The organism is Pseudoalteromonas sp. ATL1 (genome assembly GCF_058933015.1).
Map to the genome: position 1 here is coordinate 681,390 of NZ_JBZYXL010000002.1, position 14,650 is coordinate 696,039.

The following is a 14,650-nucleotide window of genomic DNA, read 5'->3' on the forward strand; positions in this document are numbered from 1 at the left end:
GCTAGATATCTAAGACATCATCCAAGCGCCCATCAAAATGAATCGCCAGTTGAGACAATGTCATATTCCAGTTTTGAATTGGCATTGTCCATTTCTTAGAAGCATTCAATATCCCAGCATACAGTAGCTTAAGCAAGCTGTTTTCGTTTGGGAAGCCACCTTTCGTCTTGGTCAGTTTACGGAACTGGCGATGTACAGCCTCAATAGCGTTCGTGGTATAGATGGCCTTGCGAACGTACTCTGGATACTTAAAATAAACGGACAGGTTTGCCCACTTGTTTCGCCAAGAACGGAGCACTATCGGGTAATGTTGACCCCATTTGGACTCTAAACGCTCAAGTTCCATCTCTGCTGCTTCTTTGCTCACAGCGCGGTAAACTGGTTTTAGATCAGCCATGAACTCCTTTTGATGTTTGGAAGCGACGTACTTCATAGAGTTGCGGATCTGATGAATAACGCATTGCTGAACTTCTGTATTTGGGTAAATAGTTGCAATAGCTTCAGGGAAGCCTGTCAGGCCATCCACGCAGGCTATCAGGATATCTTCAACGCCACGGTTATGCAGATCCGTTAGTACAGATAGCCAGTAGTTCGCGCCTTCTGACTCGGATAGATACAGACCAAGCAGCTCCTTCTTGCCTTCGACGTTTAAGCCTAAGATAGTGTACACCGCTTTGCTGACATAGCGGCCATCTTCCTTAATTTTGTAGTGGATAGCATCAAGCCAGACGAACGGATAGAGCGCATCTAATGGTCGTTGCTGCCATTCTTTCAATTCGGGTATCAAACAGTCGGTAACGCCTGTGATGGTAGCCTCAGAAACGTCAATACCATACATATCTTCAACATGGCCGCGGATATCACGATAGCTCATGCCAAGCGAAAACATGGATAAGATCTTGCGGTCGATCTCATCAGTTAACTTAGTCTGGTTTTTCTTAACTAGCTTTGGCTCAAATGAGCCTGCACGGTCACGCGGGGTATCCAGTTCGAAAGTGCCCACTGAAGACTTAACGGTTTTCTTACTAGAACCATTTTTACGGTTAGGCTGCTCGTCATCTACAAGGTGCTGTTCCAGCTCTGCTTTTAAGGCAGCTTCGGTGATCTGTTTGATAAGAGGGGTTAAGAAGCCATCTTTGCCTGTCAGATCTTGCCCTGACTGAAGGGCTTTAATGGCTTGTTCTAAATCGAAGTCTTTGGTCATGTGTCATTCCTGTTTTCTTAATGATACTGAAATGACACAGATTTCTAAACACTACCTCACGAACTTCATTCATGCTTTTTAACCGCATTTAGCTACTTGACCTTTAACACGATTGGTACCGAAGCTGAAATGTATCTTTTATCGTTAGATATGGAAAGAGCACCACTTATAGAGCTGTTTTACACCAGTATACTCATCATTCAACTTGCTTTTATATTAACCCTATTTTGTCTCCATTTGATTCGAGGTTGTTCATTTTCTCCCACAGCTCGGACGTGCACCTATGCAACTATCATCGTGATGCTTCTGGCTTTTATGCAACTAGTAGTAAGAAGTGTATATGATTATCACGACCTCAATATGGTATATGCCCTAGGCATGTGGCTATGTAAGTTAATCGCTGTCAGTGCCCTAGCCAAATACCCACTTCTGGCAATGAAAACCTATTTTAAAGAAAAACGAGCATCAGCATCCAAACCAAATCAGTAACGGTTCCGAACAAACATCTATGTAAATTAGAATAAATTCCATGCGTTTATAGGAATGAACATCATGAATGAACTTTTATATAAATTCGGCTGGATACTCAACTGTTACTTTTTGCTAGTTCTTCTGTGGTTTTTGGTTACTCAACTTCCCAAACATCGATGGACACTATTCACAGCCCGACATCGTTCTCTTAACTCACTTCAGTTACACGAATTGCACTCATGCTTTATTACTGTTTTTGTATTTACTGTATTCCGCGCTTTTGGCGCTGAGACCGAAGCATACCTGCTTTCGCTTAAATTTGAGCAGATTGGTCGTATTAAAGTGTTTTATGTTGGCACCATGGTATTTAAATTCACACTCATACTAACCCTGTACTTATTACATCGATTAAAAGAGTGCTTTTTTTCGAGAACAGCGCGAGTTTGTATGTATATGTCTCTGATTTTTGTTGCACTTATGCTTATGCAATTAATCGCACGAGGCTATTTGGATTACCACCAACTTAGCCCCATTTACCAAATAGGAACGTGGTTTTGCAATATCGCAGAAACCATAGCAGTCTCTATCTACCCCATTCGGCAAACCTTAAAGTACTTTTCCGAACGCCGAGAAAGAGCACTCAATTAAATATATGGATTGATAGTCATTATGAATGAGCTGTTATACCAATTAGGATGGATTGCTAGAAGCTACTGCTTGTTGTTAGTTGTATGGTACTTGCTCATGCAATTTCCCTATTATAAATCATCTCTTTTTTTCGCACGCAAAAGCCAACTTCACTCACTAAGTCTACACGAACTACATTCATGCTTTATTACAATTATCACGTATAGCATTTTTTGTATCTTAGATGGTGAAGTAGAAATGTACTTGGTTAAACTCGACTATGATCTAACAACTCGAATCAGAGTGTTTTATACTGGCCTGATAATACAAAAGTTTACCTTCTTAACTTTGTTATTTACCCAGGGTGAGAGCATACTTCGTTAACAACCATTAACCGAAGATAAGCTCTGCCCTAAATTCATCGTCAAAACTAGCCCGAACGCATTTACCACGTATCGAATCTTTACGGCCTGTGTGCTGTTTTACCAGATTGCGAACAACCCGTCTGAATAGCGCCATATTTTCCGCAGAAATCGGCTCACTTATCTGACAGGCATCTTCTTTAAACACCACGTCCAACACCCAGTGCTGTTGGTTCTCGATGTGCCAATGATGGCGGATGGCTTTTTGCAACATCTGCGCATCTGGCTCGACAGAAGTAACATAAAAGTGCGTATCTATTTTTGTTGTTGAGCCGGACTTGTTGTGTCTTTCAACCGCAACCAGTGAAGTGAGTCCAGGCCATTTTGCTTTTATCTCTTCAGGCAGTTTATCTGCTTTCAGTGCATAAGTGATGCGCGTTTCCTGACGCCCATGACCACTGCTGACTTGTACATCTTCAGGTAAATTCTCCTCTTGGGCAAAGGCAGTTTCAAAACACGAAGTGACTGCTTTATAGAGTGTTTTCTGGTTTGCTTTAACCTGAACCAGATAATCAGCCCCTCGTGAGGTAAGTTTTGATAGCATCGCTTTTTGACAATGCAACGCATCCAATGTGACGATTGAATCTGAAATATCTAGTACATCCAATAGTACTCTGACTGCGGGAATTTCATTGGATTTATTCTCAACCGTGCGCTGGTATAAGGTTAGGCCGGACTCACAATCAAAGGCGGACACCAAGTGTAAGTTATCCTCACGTTTTTTACTGGCACCGCGCAAGGTTTTACCATCAAACGCAATGATTGGCTTATCAGATTGAGACCGTTGCTCGTTGACCCAACTGAACAAGGCCAAAACCAATGAATCAGTCTCCACTGTTTTAAGAATTCGTGCAATGCTATGTCGCGTTGGAATACCGTGTTTAAAGGCTCTGAACTGTCTGAGCCAAGGGAGTTTACTGTGCCCGAACACTTCAATATCTTTCCAGCCCTCACAACCGGATAAAACCGCCGAGATGATAAGAAACAAAACATCAGTAAGATCATGATGTTGATTGATAGAAGAACGCTTATCTTCAACAAGTTCAAGGTGGCTAAATAACGACATAATTAACAAGTAGATAGTGACAATGTGGGCGTTATTAGATCAGAAAAGAGGCGGGTGTTAAAGCCTTTTTACAAAGTGCGATCCCGCCGTGGTTATTTACCGTCCACCGTTTAAAAGGTTGTATGTTTTCGTTAACATCACGCATTTGCATGTATATAACCTTCGTTATAATCCTTCTTCATTTTATGCAGTTAGTGGCTCGGGGCTACTTTGATTATCACAAGTTAAGTATTTTATACGTGCTTGGAGGCTGGTTTTGCAACTTATTTGCCATCTCAGCACTTTCCATCTACCCCATTCGTCAAACTTTAAAGTACTTTGCCGAACGCCGCGAAAGAGCTCTTAATTGAATATATTATGAATGAACTATTCTATAAATTAGGCTGGATACTCAACTGTTACTTTTTGCTAGTTCTTTTGTGGTTTTTGGTTACGCAACTTCCCAAACATCGATGGGCGCTATTCACTGCCCGACATCGTTTTCTTAACTCCCTTCAGTTACATGAATTGCACTCATGCTTTATCACTGCTTTTTTATTTACTGCTTTTCACTTGATGGGAACTGAGGTAGAAAGACATCTACTCTCACTAAAGTTCGATAAGATAACACATATAAAGGTGTTTTATACTGGGATGATAATCTACAAGTTCACTTTGCTATTAACATTCTATCTAATCCATAGAATTAAGGGGTGCTTATTTTCGATTACCGCTAGAGTATGCATGTATGCGGCTTTTGTTTATATGGCACTTTTGTTGATGGAGTTAATCGCGAGAGGCTACTATGACTTCCATGTACTTATACCTTTCTATGTTGCAGGCGCTTGGTCCAGTAATATGATTGAAGCCACTGCCCTCTCAATCTACCCCATCCGTCAAACCCTCAAGTATTTTTCCGAGCGTCGTGAACAATGGAACAACTAAGCAATAAGTCGTAGGTACAACTCGTAAACACGGTAACATTGACTAGACTTAATACTCTTGTAGTCGCAAAAGCTGTATTTGCATGAAGTTACATTGCTTATTTTTTGTTGTTTTTAGTTTGTTGTTACCCTTGTATACACTTGCCAAATTACCTGACGAAACCTTTAGTCAATTACGTTCACAGATCAGTCGCGCAGCGGGTCAATCACCTGTTGAAGGTATTAGCAAAGTTGATAAAGCGCTGGCTGAGCATCAAGCCGAGTTGGCGGAATCCCAAACTATCCGATTACTCTATTTAAAGTCTTGGTATCAAATCAATGCTGATCGCATTGAAGAGGCCATGAGCACGCTGGCGCAAGCAAGGCTATTAGCTAGAGATATTGATGAGCCGGGGATTTTGTACAGCTACTTTAGTATTTCTGCCAGTGCCTTTTCTAATGCGCAGCTGTACGAACTGGCACTTGAATATAACTTAAAAGCGTATCAAGAAGCACCATTACTGGGCCGTCCGGAGTTTATTTATCAAACAGAGAACAACATTGGTCATGTGTATTTAAAATTGGGCTTACTCGATGAAGCTGAGCATTACTTTCAACGCTTTTACGACTCAGCGGTGAAAGAAAACTTAACTTCGCAGCAAGGCACAGGACTGAATAACTTAGGGGAAGTGGCCTTTTTAAAAGGGGATATAGACAAAGCGCTAGCGCTACACGAAAAAGCCTTAGAGATCAGGCAAAAAAACAACTACAAGTATCATGAATCGTGGTCGCTGTATAATCTTGGCCGCGTTTATTCTACAAAAAAACTGTATGAAAAAGCAGAGCAACACCTCAAACAGGCTATCGATAATTGGCAAGTGCAAAATGCCCATTCAAAAACCCTCAAGCCCAAACTAGAGCTGGCAAAGTCCTATTCAGAGCAAGCCCGAGATAATGACGCCGTTAAAATGCTTGAAGAAGTTGTACTGCTAGGTAAGCAGCATCAACAGTTCTCAACTTTACAAGAAGCTTTGATGTTAAAAAGTCAGTTAAAAAGAAAAACGGGCGACTTACACGGCGCATTAGAAGCGTTAGATCAATATAGTGCGATTGCCAAAAAATTTGCTGACAAGCAAGCCTCTATTGGGCTTGCCTACATGGTCTCGCAAACTAAGTTACGCACTAAAGAGATGGAGCTCGAACAGCTAGAGCAAGCACATCAAGTCACTCTTGCTATGGCTGAATCAGAGCGTCGCCAAGCTTGGGTTATACTCTTAAGTGCTTCACTTATTATTGTGCTCACTTGGGTTTTTATGTTTCGGCTCAATAAACGCAAACGTCAATTGCAAATACTGCTTGATGAGCTACAAAGCACCCAAGAAAAACTGGTTGAGTCAGAAAAAATGCGTGCAATGACAACGCTTGTTTCGGGTATGGCGCATCAGCTCAATACTCCACTGGGCTTAGTGATCACCGCCGACTCAACGCTCCAGTCATTAGTCGAAAAGCTCGCTGCGCGGTTTACTGAACGTACATTAACCCCCGATCAATTAGGGATGTTTATTAACGAGTCTACCGAGCTGCTTAAACTAAGCCAAAAAAATAGTGAAAAAACCGCAGATATGATCCAGCGTTTTAAAATGATGTCTGCCAAACTACAAATGACAGAGTTAACCACCTTTTCACCCGTAATATTTTTAAAAGAGAATATCAAAACTCTAACTCCTACATTGGCGTTACCCGTTCAATTTGAAATTTGCGGTAACACATTTGAGATCACTTCTTACGCCCCTGTATTACTCAAGGTCATTACCCAGTTAGTTGAAAATTCGGTCAAACATGGGTTTGCAGACACTGACGAACCTCATGTCACTATTAAAGTGGAAGAAGATGATACACAGCATGTTCTTATCCACTACGTCGATAATGGCGAAGGCATTGACAAAGACAAGCGCAAAATCATATTTGATCCTTTTTATACAACCCGTATGGGTGAAGGTAACCTTGGCCTAGGGCTGAATATCATCTACAACTCGGTCGTGCATATATTAGAAGGAAGAATAGAATGTGTAGAAGACGCTGAAGGTGCACATTTTATTATTCGCATTCCTAAAATATTACACCATCAATAATGGTCTATTAACGATAAGTGCTACTCCATGGCACTTCGCTAACATGCTTGTGGCAACGACCACGCACATATTGGCATAGATGATGTGGATGCTTTTCACTTGCATAACTGCAAACAATGTTTAGCAATAAGGTGGCTTACATTATCACAACATAACGAGATAAAAACCCCACAAACAATTCTAAAAAGACGAAATATCAAATAGTTACAACACAGTAATTTATCAAATTATTAATATATTCATACTTGAATTATGCAATTTCAGCTTTACAATAGCGACCGATTAGAGTTTAAACTCTATCACTACTCATTTCACTTAAGGAAGAAAAATGAAAAAGTTATTCGCGACTTTACTGGCATGTACCGCTTTAAACGCAACCGCTAACGTAGATCTTGAGCAAGCAAACGTTGCTGCAACTGCACCTAAAAACATTAAAATCGTTGCTATCGGTCAAAGCGGCTGGGACCCAATCTGGCGTGAGCCAACGTGTAGCATTCAAAAAACCGATGAAGATGCGGTAGGTAATGCATATATGATCAGTCATTACGACATGTGTTTATGTCAAAACTCTAAAAAGGCGTCTTACCTAATCGAAGATACACAGGATAACCCACAACAAGCGGCGGTTATCTGTTATATCGAGCAGTAATTATTAACGTGCCGAGTTAATGCTCGGCATATAACTCATCTAAATATAAAGCTACTCATAGCCATTATTCGTAAGCCAATTTTCCTAGTTACTGCGTCATCCCCTCTCACACATTTTAATTAATTTCATATCCCTATGAATTTTTTCATATACACCGCATTACCATGTGGTACTGTGAGCGTCGGATCGCTACATCGATCTCACTTAACAAACTAACTAAGGAAAAGTTATGAAAACAAAAACAATTCTAACGGGGTTAGCGTTTGCGCTCGCATCTACAGGTTTTAGCGCTAATGCAGCACAAGATATTACCTTTAAGCTTGCGGCAACCACTGATGGCGTCACTCATTCAGTGCCTATGCCTGATTCAGGTCAAGCAGCACACACCTTTGAAGTCGTGCTTGATTACGAATATCAGAGTAATGGCGGCCGATGCATTATGTTGTACAACGAGTCATCTTGTACTATCAAAAATATGACGCCTGCGGTTACGCTGGCTAATATCCACTGGGGCCGTGCTTTTATGACCAAGTCAATCCAACAGGTTTCTAGTTGGATCAACATTGATTACAAAGAAACGGAATCAACTATTTTGATCCCATCAAGTAACGTACATTTTTACTTTTTGGGTAATGCAGCGCCTTCAGCAGACTTAGTTGTTTACGGACGTTCCTCATTGCAAGTGAGTAATCACGGTCGTGCCAGTATGCAAACTACCGAAAATGCCAATAACCTAGGTTCAAAAATTGCAAATCTGCAAACTTATACAAAACAAAACGGCATCAAGTTTCCAATGCTTGCCGGCTGTATGAACCTAGCTGTGCATAACACGCATTCTACTAATATCACGCGTGTGCACTTCCCTCAAATCAATAGCAGCACAGGCCCAATGACGTCAACGCTATGTGTACCGGGCAACGACACCACCACATTTGTTGGTATCGATACAACTACAGAGCGCGTTGCCAGCATTTCTACCAAAGTGCCGAGTGAATTGACCCACCTTTACAAATAATTGCTTTAACGAAAGGGTAGCAAAGCGCACTAGGCCAACTACTGCGCTTTATTTTTTGATTTAGGCGAGCAAGTACGTGTTCAGTGCTGTAAGTAAGGTATCAATATCTTGTCTTGTCACATCTTTATGGGTAACAAAACGCATTCCTTGATAACCAGGCGTGATCACAATGCCTTGCGCTTTTAACTGCTCACTTATGCCTTTGATATCAACATGCGACTCGATATCCACCATCACAATATTGGTGTGAACGGGATAATTGTCGCAGCTAAAACCCGGTAACTTATTAAGTTGATGCGCTAAATACTGCGCGTTGTCATGATCTTCCGTTAATCGACTGACATTATGGGTTAAAGCATAGAGTCCCGCTGCTGCTAAAATGCCCGCTTGACGCATGCCACCGCCCAGCATTTTGCGCAGCCTACGCGCTTTTTTAATGAATGTTTCATCACCTAACAACAAAGATCCGACTGGTGCGCCCAACCCTTTAGATAAACAAATTGTCATTGAATCAAAGTGTTTACTGATCTCTGTAATATCAACATTGAGCGCAACGGCCGCGTTGTATACACGAGCACCATCTAGATGTAATGCTAAGTTGTTTTCTTGGGTAAATTTTCTGGCTTGTGCTAGGTACTGTAAGCTGAGCACCTTACCGCCGATGGTATTTTCTAAGCTCAGTAATTTTGTTCGCGCAAAATGACTATCATCTGGTTTAATCGCAGCTGCGAGTTTTTTAAAACACAATGAACCATCGGCTTCATTTTCAATAGGTTGAGGTTGAACCGAGCCGAGTACCGCAGCACCTCCGGCCTCGTAACGATAGTTATGTGCACTTTGCCCACACAGGTACTCATCACCCCTTTCACAGTGGCTTAAAATACCCAGCAAGTTTGCCTGTGTACCTGAACTAACAAATAAACTGGCTTCAAATCCATGACGTTTTGCAGCCCATTGCTCAAGCTCATTTACCGTTGGATCATCACCATAGACGTCATCACCAACTGCGGCATTACTCATTAGCAAGCGCATTTCTTGGCATGGCTGGGTCACTGTATCTGAGCGAAAATCTATCATTGGATTTACTTCCTTTCTTATTCAATCGAATTGTAAGCGTCTCGTTTGCTTACTATTTATAAATTACATCTTGAGAGTCGCACTAGCCACTGTTATGGCTCTAAACACATAACGACCGCAATGCGTCGATAAAAACTTGCGCAGCCGGACCCAAGCGATCGTCATCTTTATACACCAAATACAAAGGAGAAGTGCGCGTGGTATCTCTATTAAGTGGCAATTTTTTGAGCTTTCCAGCGTCTAAATGTGTTTCTATCGAGCTTGTGGGTAACCACGCAAAGCCTAACTGGTTAGTGATCATATCAATAGACGTTTGTAAGTGACTGACGGTCCAACGCTGGTTGGCTCCAAGCCAGCCTGAATCAGTATTTTTACTATGTGCCGAATCTCGGATCACAATTTGTCTAAATGCTTTAATATCCTCAAGCGTTAGTTCTCTATTTAATTTTTGTAATGGATGATCAGGACTCGAGACCGGTATAAATTCAATTTGACATAGCTGTTCATTAAATCCATCGGCTAAATTAATCGGAGAAATGGCAATATCAGCACGGTCATTTTCTATAAGTTCCTGTGCGCCCGTTAAAATTGACTCTAGCAACTCAATTCTCAGCAAAGGATATTCCAAAGAGGTTGCTTCTAATGCTTGATACAAAATGGCATGTGGAAAAACTTCATCGACCGCAATTCGTAAAGAGGTTTCAACACCTGCGGATAAAGTCTGTCCAATCGCTTCAACCTTTTTTGCCTCGTCTAGTAAATAGTTGGCTCGCCTTAACAACATTTCTCCAGATGCCGTTAATTTGGTTTTTCTGCCTTCGACGTAAAACACTTTTACACCGAGCGACTGTTCTATTTTACTCACCGCATTATGGATACTTGATTGGCTTTTATGAATTTTTTCCGCTGCTTGATTGAAGCCACCGTGCTCTGCCACCATGCGAAACATACGCCACTGTTCTAATGTAATTCTGAGCATTTGAACCTGAGTTCCTACTTTTAACATCTACCGACAAGTAAAACATACCTCTTTGATTCGGTGAATAGAATTAAAGTTTGTACCTATTAATTTTTACCCACAATCAAAAAGCACTTTACTTAAACCTTACTTGAGATTTTAACCTTGCTGCATATTCAAAGGAGTACAATATGCAAAACAGTGTTATTTTATTTTCAAGTGCCAACCAACAAGGTAATACCTATAAACTGATGCAGCAGGTTCAAACGCAGCTTGATGCGGACAAAGTAAAAGTCATTGAGCTCGATAAGCTTACCTATCAAGATTATAACTACGCGAATGACTACCCCCACGACGACTTTTACGCCATTGCCGATGCACTTGAGTGGGCACAAAATATCATTTTCGCGTCCCCAAATTACTGGCACAGTGTCACTTCAAACATGAAACGCCTTATCGACCGCATGACTGAATTGACCGAAAACCCACAAGTTAAGCTCATTGGTAAAGGCTTAAAAAACAAGCGAGGGTTTGTGATCAGCACATCTACACAACCTCTAATGTGCCCGATACTCGAAGGTTTTTTTGCAAAGCTATTCAGTTATTTTGATATAGATAATGCTGGGTTATTGCATGCTAACTGCCGGGAAGGGTTTGCTTACAATCAGCATGAACTAGAGCTCTTCGTCAAATCGCTTCGAGTGTAGTATGTAAGCATGGCCGTGCTTTACACTCTCGATTTAAACGCGAGTAAAGCACAACTAAATCACTCTGTGGCCATTAACATTGCTCAAGCTTATACTGCCGCCTTACTTCATCAATCAAACGATAACGAGAACTGCGTTGACGCTCGTGGGGTGCAAATTGCGAGCTAGCGCTATCCAATAAGTCAACGGCACTTTTCAGTGTTTGAATTTGTGCGTCATCAAGCTGATCGACTACGGTGAGTTCATTGATCTGAGCAATCGCAAATTCCTTTGTGGCAATGTCCTCAGGTAAACCAGTGCGGGTACAAAGGCCATAGGTTCCAGACAAAAAATGTGACCACTCTGACTCAATATGTGCTTTTAATCCTTCATTAAGTTTAGGATCTTCACAGCGGTATCCTTGTTGTTTTAATTCTTCGATTTTTTGCGTATAACGCGCTGCAAACAACTCAAAAGCACATTCCGTTGCTGGTATCGACTGCAATATTCCGAGCCAATATGTGTAACCTTTTGCATAATATTCAATTTCGTCATTTTGCTCATGAAGACCAAAAAACGACTCGCAATTCACAGTTAATTTCAATCGATAGGAAGCCTGAGGCATTACCCCTTGCGTTTGGTACTGTCTGAGTTGTGATTCACTCACGTGGGTATTACTAAGCAGTTGAGGTAAAGTTAAAAATGAATCGTTTAAATAGTTAACAAGCTGCATTACAAATATCTTCCTTAATCTGGCTCGCGCTATATTCTAAGCGCGACACATTATAAAGCACTGTATAATACCACAGTGGTTCATAATTAGAATCATGCCCGCCTAAAAGACTATTTAGTCGACTATCAGTATTGACGTTTTGGTGCTCGCTCTGGGTGATTGATATCATTCAGACACTTTAAAAGCAGCTTTTCTAAACCAGTTATGTTGTGAAGTACTTCGTGCTTCCGTTAATAGTTTATACATTCAATCATAAATGCCACTACCAGTTTGTTCATTCCTTCAACGCCGTAAATCGCGCTTTATTACCAAAAAACCTGCATGCAAGGTGCTTTTTATAGGTGCCGACACCTCATAATAAAACAATTTAGTTACAAAAATTTCACAAATCAGTTTCCTGAGCGTTTATTGACTACAAGGGTAAATAGTTAATCAGTTTATATGTAACTGATGTGGCGGAGCTTGCCTAAAAGCAAATCCCAATTTACTTCCTTACACTATCAACTCTTAATCGGTTTTACTTTCAATAACCTGAATATTATACCTAAGGTGTGCATAACATGGTTGATTCACCAGAAATCAAGTTTTTAAGATATCGCAAGCCACCACTGGAGGCTGGTAATTATGTTTTAAATGTTGCGTCCAGTATACAAGCTGGCATTAACGACAGCTCTGAGAAAAATGAATTTGAATTAAAATTTCAAGTTCAGAGTGAGCGTTATTCGCTCAATGAAACACTGATATATCGAATGTACCCACCTCCAGGGCGCCTAGGCCGATATAACGACTGTTTGCCCCATATTGCAATAACACGAAGCAGCTACCCTTGGGAACTTTCTGCGTTTGGTAACGAGGCTTTTGAGCCCTGGGTCACCCTATTAGTTTTTGACCAAGAAGAACTGGATACCAACAAAGTTGTAATAAGAACAGTCAACGAAGCAGACTCAGCTGGCAGTGATGTAAATAAATCAACGGTTCTTCTTGATGTACAATGCTCCTTATTAAAAGAGTTGATCCCGTCAGGTAAAGAACTTCAGCTGCAATCACACGTTCGATTAAAGCAAAATAGTCCAAGCTCAGACCCTGAAACTGAAATGGCCATTGTTGTTGCAAACCGCTTACCTAAGCCCGGCTCAAATACGCATGTTCACTTGGTGTCCGTGGAAGACCGCTATTGTGATTCAAACCAAGAATTTAATTTCATGGGTAAAAGTGACAGTGACTTTATTGAACTTACGAGCTTAAAAAGCTGGCAATTTACGTGTTTTGAACACAACAAAGTAGACTTCGAAAGCTTAGTTGAACAACTGGATGTATCAACGTTATCGCAGCCAGAAATAGAACACAATTTAGAAAATGAAAATCAAACGGCCATTGATTTAGTCAATAAACTTATCCTACGGGGCTACTGCGTTCTTCCCCATAAACTAAGGCAGGCAGATACCACCTTTTCATGGTTTCGCGGCCCTCTGCATCCAACAGATACCCCAACAGAGTTTAAAACCTTAAGCGACCTGCCTGACTTTTCAGATGGGCTCACCCGCTATATTGACAATACAGGCATGTTTGACATGTCATATTCTGCCGCATTTCAGCTTGGAAGAGCACTGGCATTAGATGACGTGCATTTTTCATCTGCACTTTATCAATGGAAACACCATGAAAATGAGCACATTCATCAAAACTTTGAGTTTGACTCCTCAAAAAAACTAACGGTATTTGAAGAGAGTTTTGGTAGCGATGAGCACCATGATAAAGCTCATTTAAAAGCACTAGAAGAACACATTAAGTCATGGTTACATGAGCTTTCCGTGATGGAAGGTGTGCCATTTAATTATTTAGTACCCAACGAAGCAATGTTGCCCAAGGAGTCCGTGCGTTTTTTCAAACTGGACCAGCACTGGTTGGAGTGTCTACTTTACGGAGCGTTTAGTATAGGAGGGGATCTGCACCGCGTGAGTGAAAATACCACTCCCAATTTAGAGGATTATAATGAGATCACTCACTTTATTACCCACTTAGTAAATAAAGAAATATCTGGATTTATTGTTCGCTCACAACTAGTCGCCGACTACCCTGATTTGCTATGTAATGCCTATCCGGAGTTGATTGGAGGTGAACTTCCATTAACGCAAGAACAAGAACAAAGTAAAATGCCGTTTGTAAAAAAACGAATATTAGGCCCAGATTCCCTACTATGTCTATATGAAGGAAAATTGTTAACCGCGGAACTTTATCTTAAACCTGAGGGGTTGCATTTTGGGCTGGATGTATCAATCAATAACGAGCAAAGAGTGTTAGAAAAGGACTGTAGGACAGACTTTATCTATAACTCTGTACTAAAAGCCAACCCAAATTTGACGGTCGATAAAACACTTGAAGAACTCGCAAACGCGATCGCCGCTAGTGATTTAGCTTTTTCTATGCCTGATGGTTCCCCCATCTCTTACATCCCCAATCGCGATGGAAGTAAATTTGCCATACCGGTGAAAAATCAATCACCCGAACAGCCAACCCCCATTATAGACATCGATAATTTAAATCAAACATTTCAGGCTATCTTCAAAGCCGTAACCACCTTTATTAGTGATGATACCCCTTCACAGGACAATAAGTTTCATTCAGGCCACTTTGGCATGTATATGCTGGAAGGCCAATCTAAAGGCCGCTTCATAATTCATTCTCAAGACAATTCTTAACCTAAAATT

Annotated in this window: 12 protein-coding genes; 7 read left to right on the forward strand and 5 right to left on the reverse strand. The window is 41.1% G+C overall.

The window, feature by feature from the left end; translation table 11 throughout:
* Nucleotide 1: 1 nt before the first annotated feature.
* Nucleotides 2-1,204 carry an IS256 family transposase gene (locus AC5FX4_RS21060; RefSeq protein ID WP_493605020.1) on the reverse strand — a complete coding sequence of 401 codons (1,203 nt, stop codon included), beginning with the start codon at nucleotides 1,202-1,204 and terminating at the stop codon, nucleotides 2-4.
* A 552-nt stretch (nucleotides 1,205-1,756) separates the two neighbouring features.
* Between AC5FX4_RS21060 and AC5FX4_RS21065 the strand changes: the two genes are divergently transcribed.
* Complete coding sequence (locus AC5FX4_RS21065; protein ID WP_493608378.1) at nucleotides 1,757-2,323, forward strand: hypothetical protein; 567 nt, start codon at nucleotides 1,757-1,759, stop codon at nucleotides 2,321-2,323.
* Nucleotides 2,324-2,692: 369 nt separating this feature from the next.
* On the opposite strand, the gene AC5FX4_RS21070 is transcribed toward AC5FX4_RS21065, so the two are convergent.
* Nucleotides 2,693-3,790, reverse strand: coding sequence for an ISAs1 family transposase (locus AC5FX4_RS21070; RefSeq protein WP_493608379.1), 1,098 nt, complete (start codon nucleotides 3,788-3,790; stop codon nucleotides 2,693-2,695).
* A 759-nt stretch (nucleotides 3,791-4,549) separates the two neighbouring features.
* On the opposite strand from AC5FX4_RS21070, the gene AC5FX4_RS21075 reads away from it, so the two are divergent.
* The 4 genes from AC5FX4_RS21075 (at nucleotide 4,550) to AC5FX4_RS21090 (ending at nucleotide 8,488) form a co-directional block, all read left to right on the forward strand.
* A complete protein-coding gene (locus tag AC5FX4_RS21075; RefSeq protein WP_493608380.1) occupies nucleotides 4,550-4,714 on the forward strand; it encodes a hypothetical protein in 165 nt (54 codons plus the stop codon).
* Nucleotides 4,715-4,796: 82 nt separating this feature from the next.
* The gene (locus tag AC5FX4_RS21080) at nucleotides 4,797-6,824 is read left to right on the forward strand and encodes a tetratricopeptide repeat protein (RefSeq protein WP_493608381.1); all 2,028 of its coding nucleotides are present in this window, start codon (nucleotides 4,797-4,799) and stop codon (nucleotides 6,822-6,824) included.
* Nucleotides 6,825-7,152: 328 nt separating this feature from the next.
* Nucleotides 7,153-7,473: a hypothetical protein gene (locus tag AC5FX4_RS21085; RefSeq protein ID WP_493608382.1), complete on the forward strand. Its 321-nt coding sequence runs from the start codon at nucleotides 7,153-7,155 to the stop codon at nucleotides 7,471-7,473.
* Nucleotides 7,474-7,702: 229 nt separating this feature from the next.
* Nucleotides 7,703-8,488: a hypothetical protein gene (locus tag AC5FX4_RS21090; protein ID WP_493608383.1), complete on the forward strand. Its 786-nt coding sequence runs from the start codon at nucleotides 7,703-7,705 to the stop codon at nucleotides 8,486-8,488.
* A 60-nt stretch (nucleotides 8,489-8,548) separates the two neighbouring features.
* On the opposite strand, the gene ltaE is transcribed toward AC5FX4_RS21090, so the two are convergent.
* Nucleotides 8,549-9,565, reverse strand: coding sequence for a low-specificity L-threonine aldolase (gene ltaE, locus AC5FX4_RS21095; RefSeq protein WP_493608384.1), 1,017 nt, complete (start codon nucleotides 9,563-9,565; stop codon nucleotides 8,549-8,551).
* A 100-nt stretch (nucleotides 9,566-9,665) separates the two neighbouring features.
* Nucleotides 9,666-10,544 carry a LysR family transcriptional regulator gene (locus AC5FX4_RS21100; protein ID WP_493608385.1) on the reverse strand — a complete coding sequence of 293 codons (879 nt, stop codon included), beginning with the start codon at nucleotides 10,542-10,544 and terminating at the stop codon, nucleotides 9,666-9,668.
* Nucleotides 10,545-10,714: 170 nt separating this feature from the next.
* Between AC5FX4_RS21100 and AC5FX4_RS21105 the strand changes: the two genes are divergently transcribed.
* Complete coding sequence (locus tag AC5FX4_RS21105; protein ID WP_493608386.1) at nucleotides 10,715-11,230, forward strand: flavodoxin family protein; 516 nt, start codon at nucleotides 10,715-10,717, stop codon at nucleotides 11,228-11,230.
* Between the two features lie 73 nt (nucleotides 11,231-11,303).
* On the opposite strand, the gene AC5FX4_RS21110 is transcribed toward AC5FX4_RS21105, so the two are convergent.
* Nucleotides 11,304-11,942: a DUF6058 family natural product biosynthesis protein gene (locus AC5FX4_RS21110; RefSeq protein WP_493608387.1), complete on the reverse strand. Its 639-nt coding sequence runs from the start codon at nucleotides 11,940-11,942 to the stop codon at nucleotides 11,304-11,306.
* Nucleotides 11,943-12,502: 560 nt separating this feature from the next.
* Between AC5FX4_RS21110 and AC5FX4_RS21115 the strand changes: the two genes are divergently transcribed.
* On the forward strand, nucleotides 12,503-14,641 hold the full coding sequence (locus AC5FX4_RS21115) for a hypothetical protein (RefSeq protein ID WP_493608388.1): 2,139 nt from the start codon (nucleotides 12,503-12,505) through the stop codon (nucleotides 14,639-14,641).
* Nucleotides 14,642-14,650 lie beyond the last annotated feature (9 nt).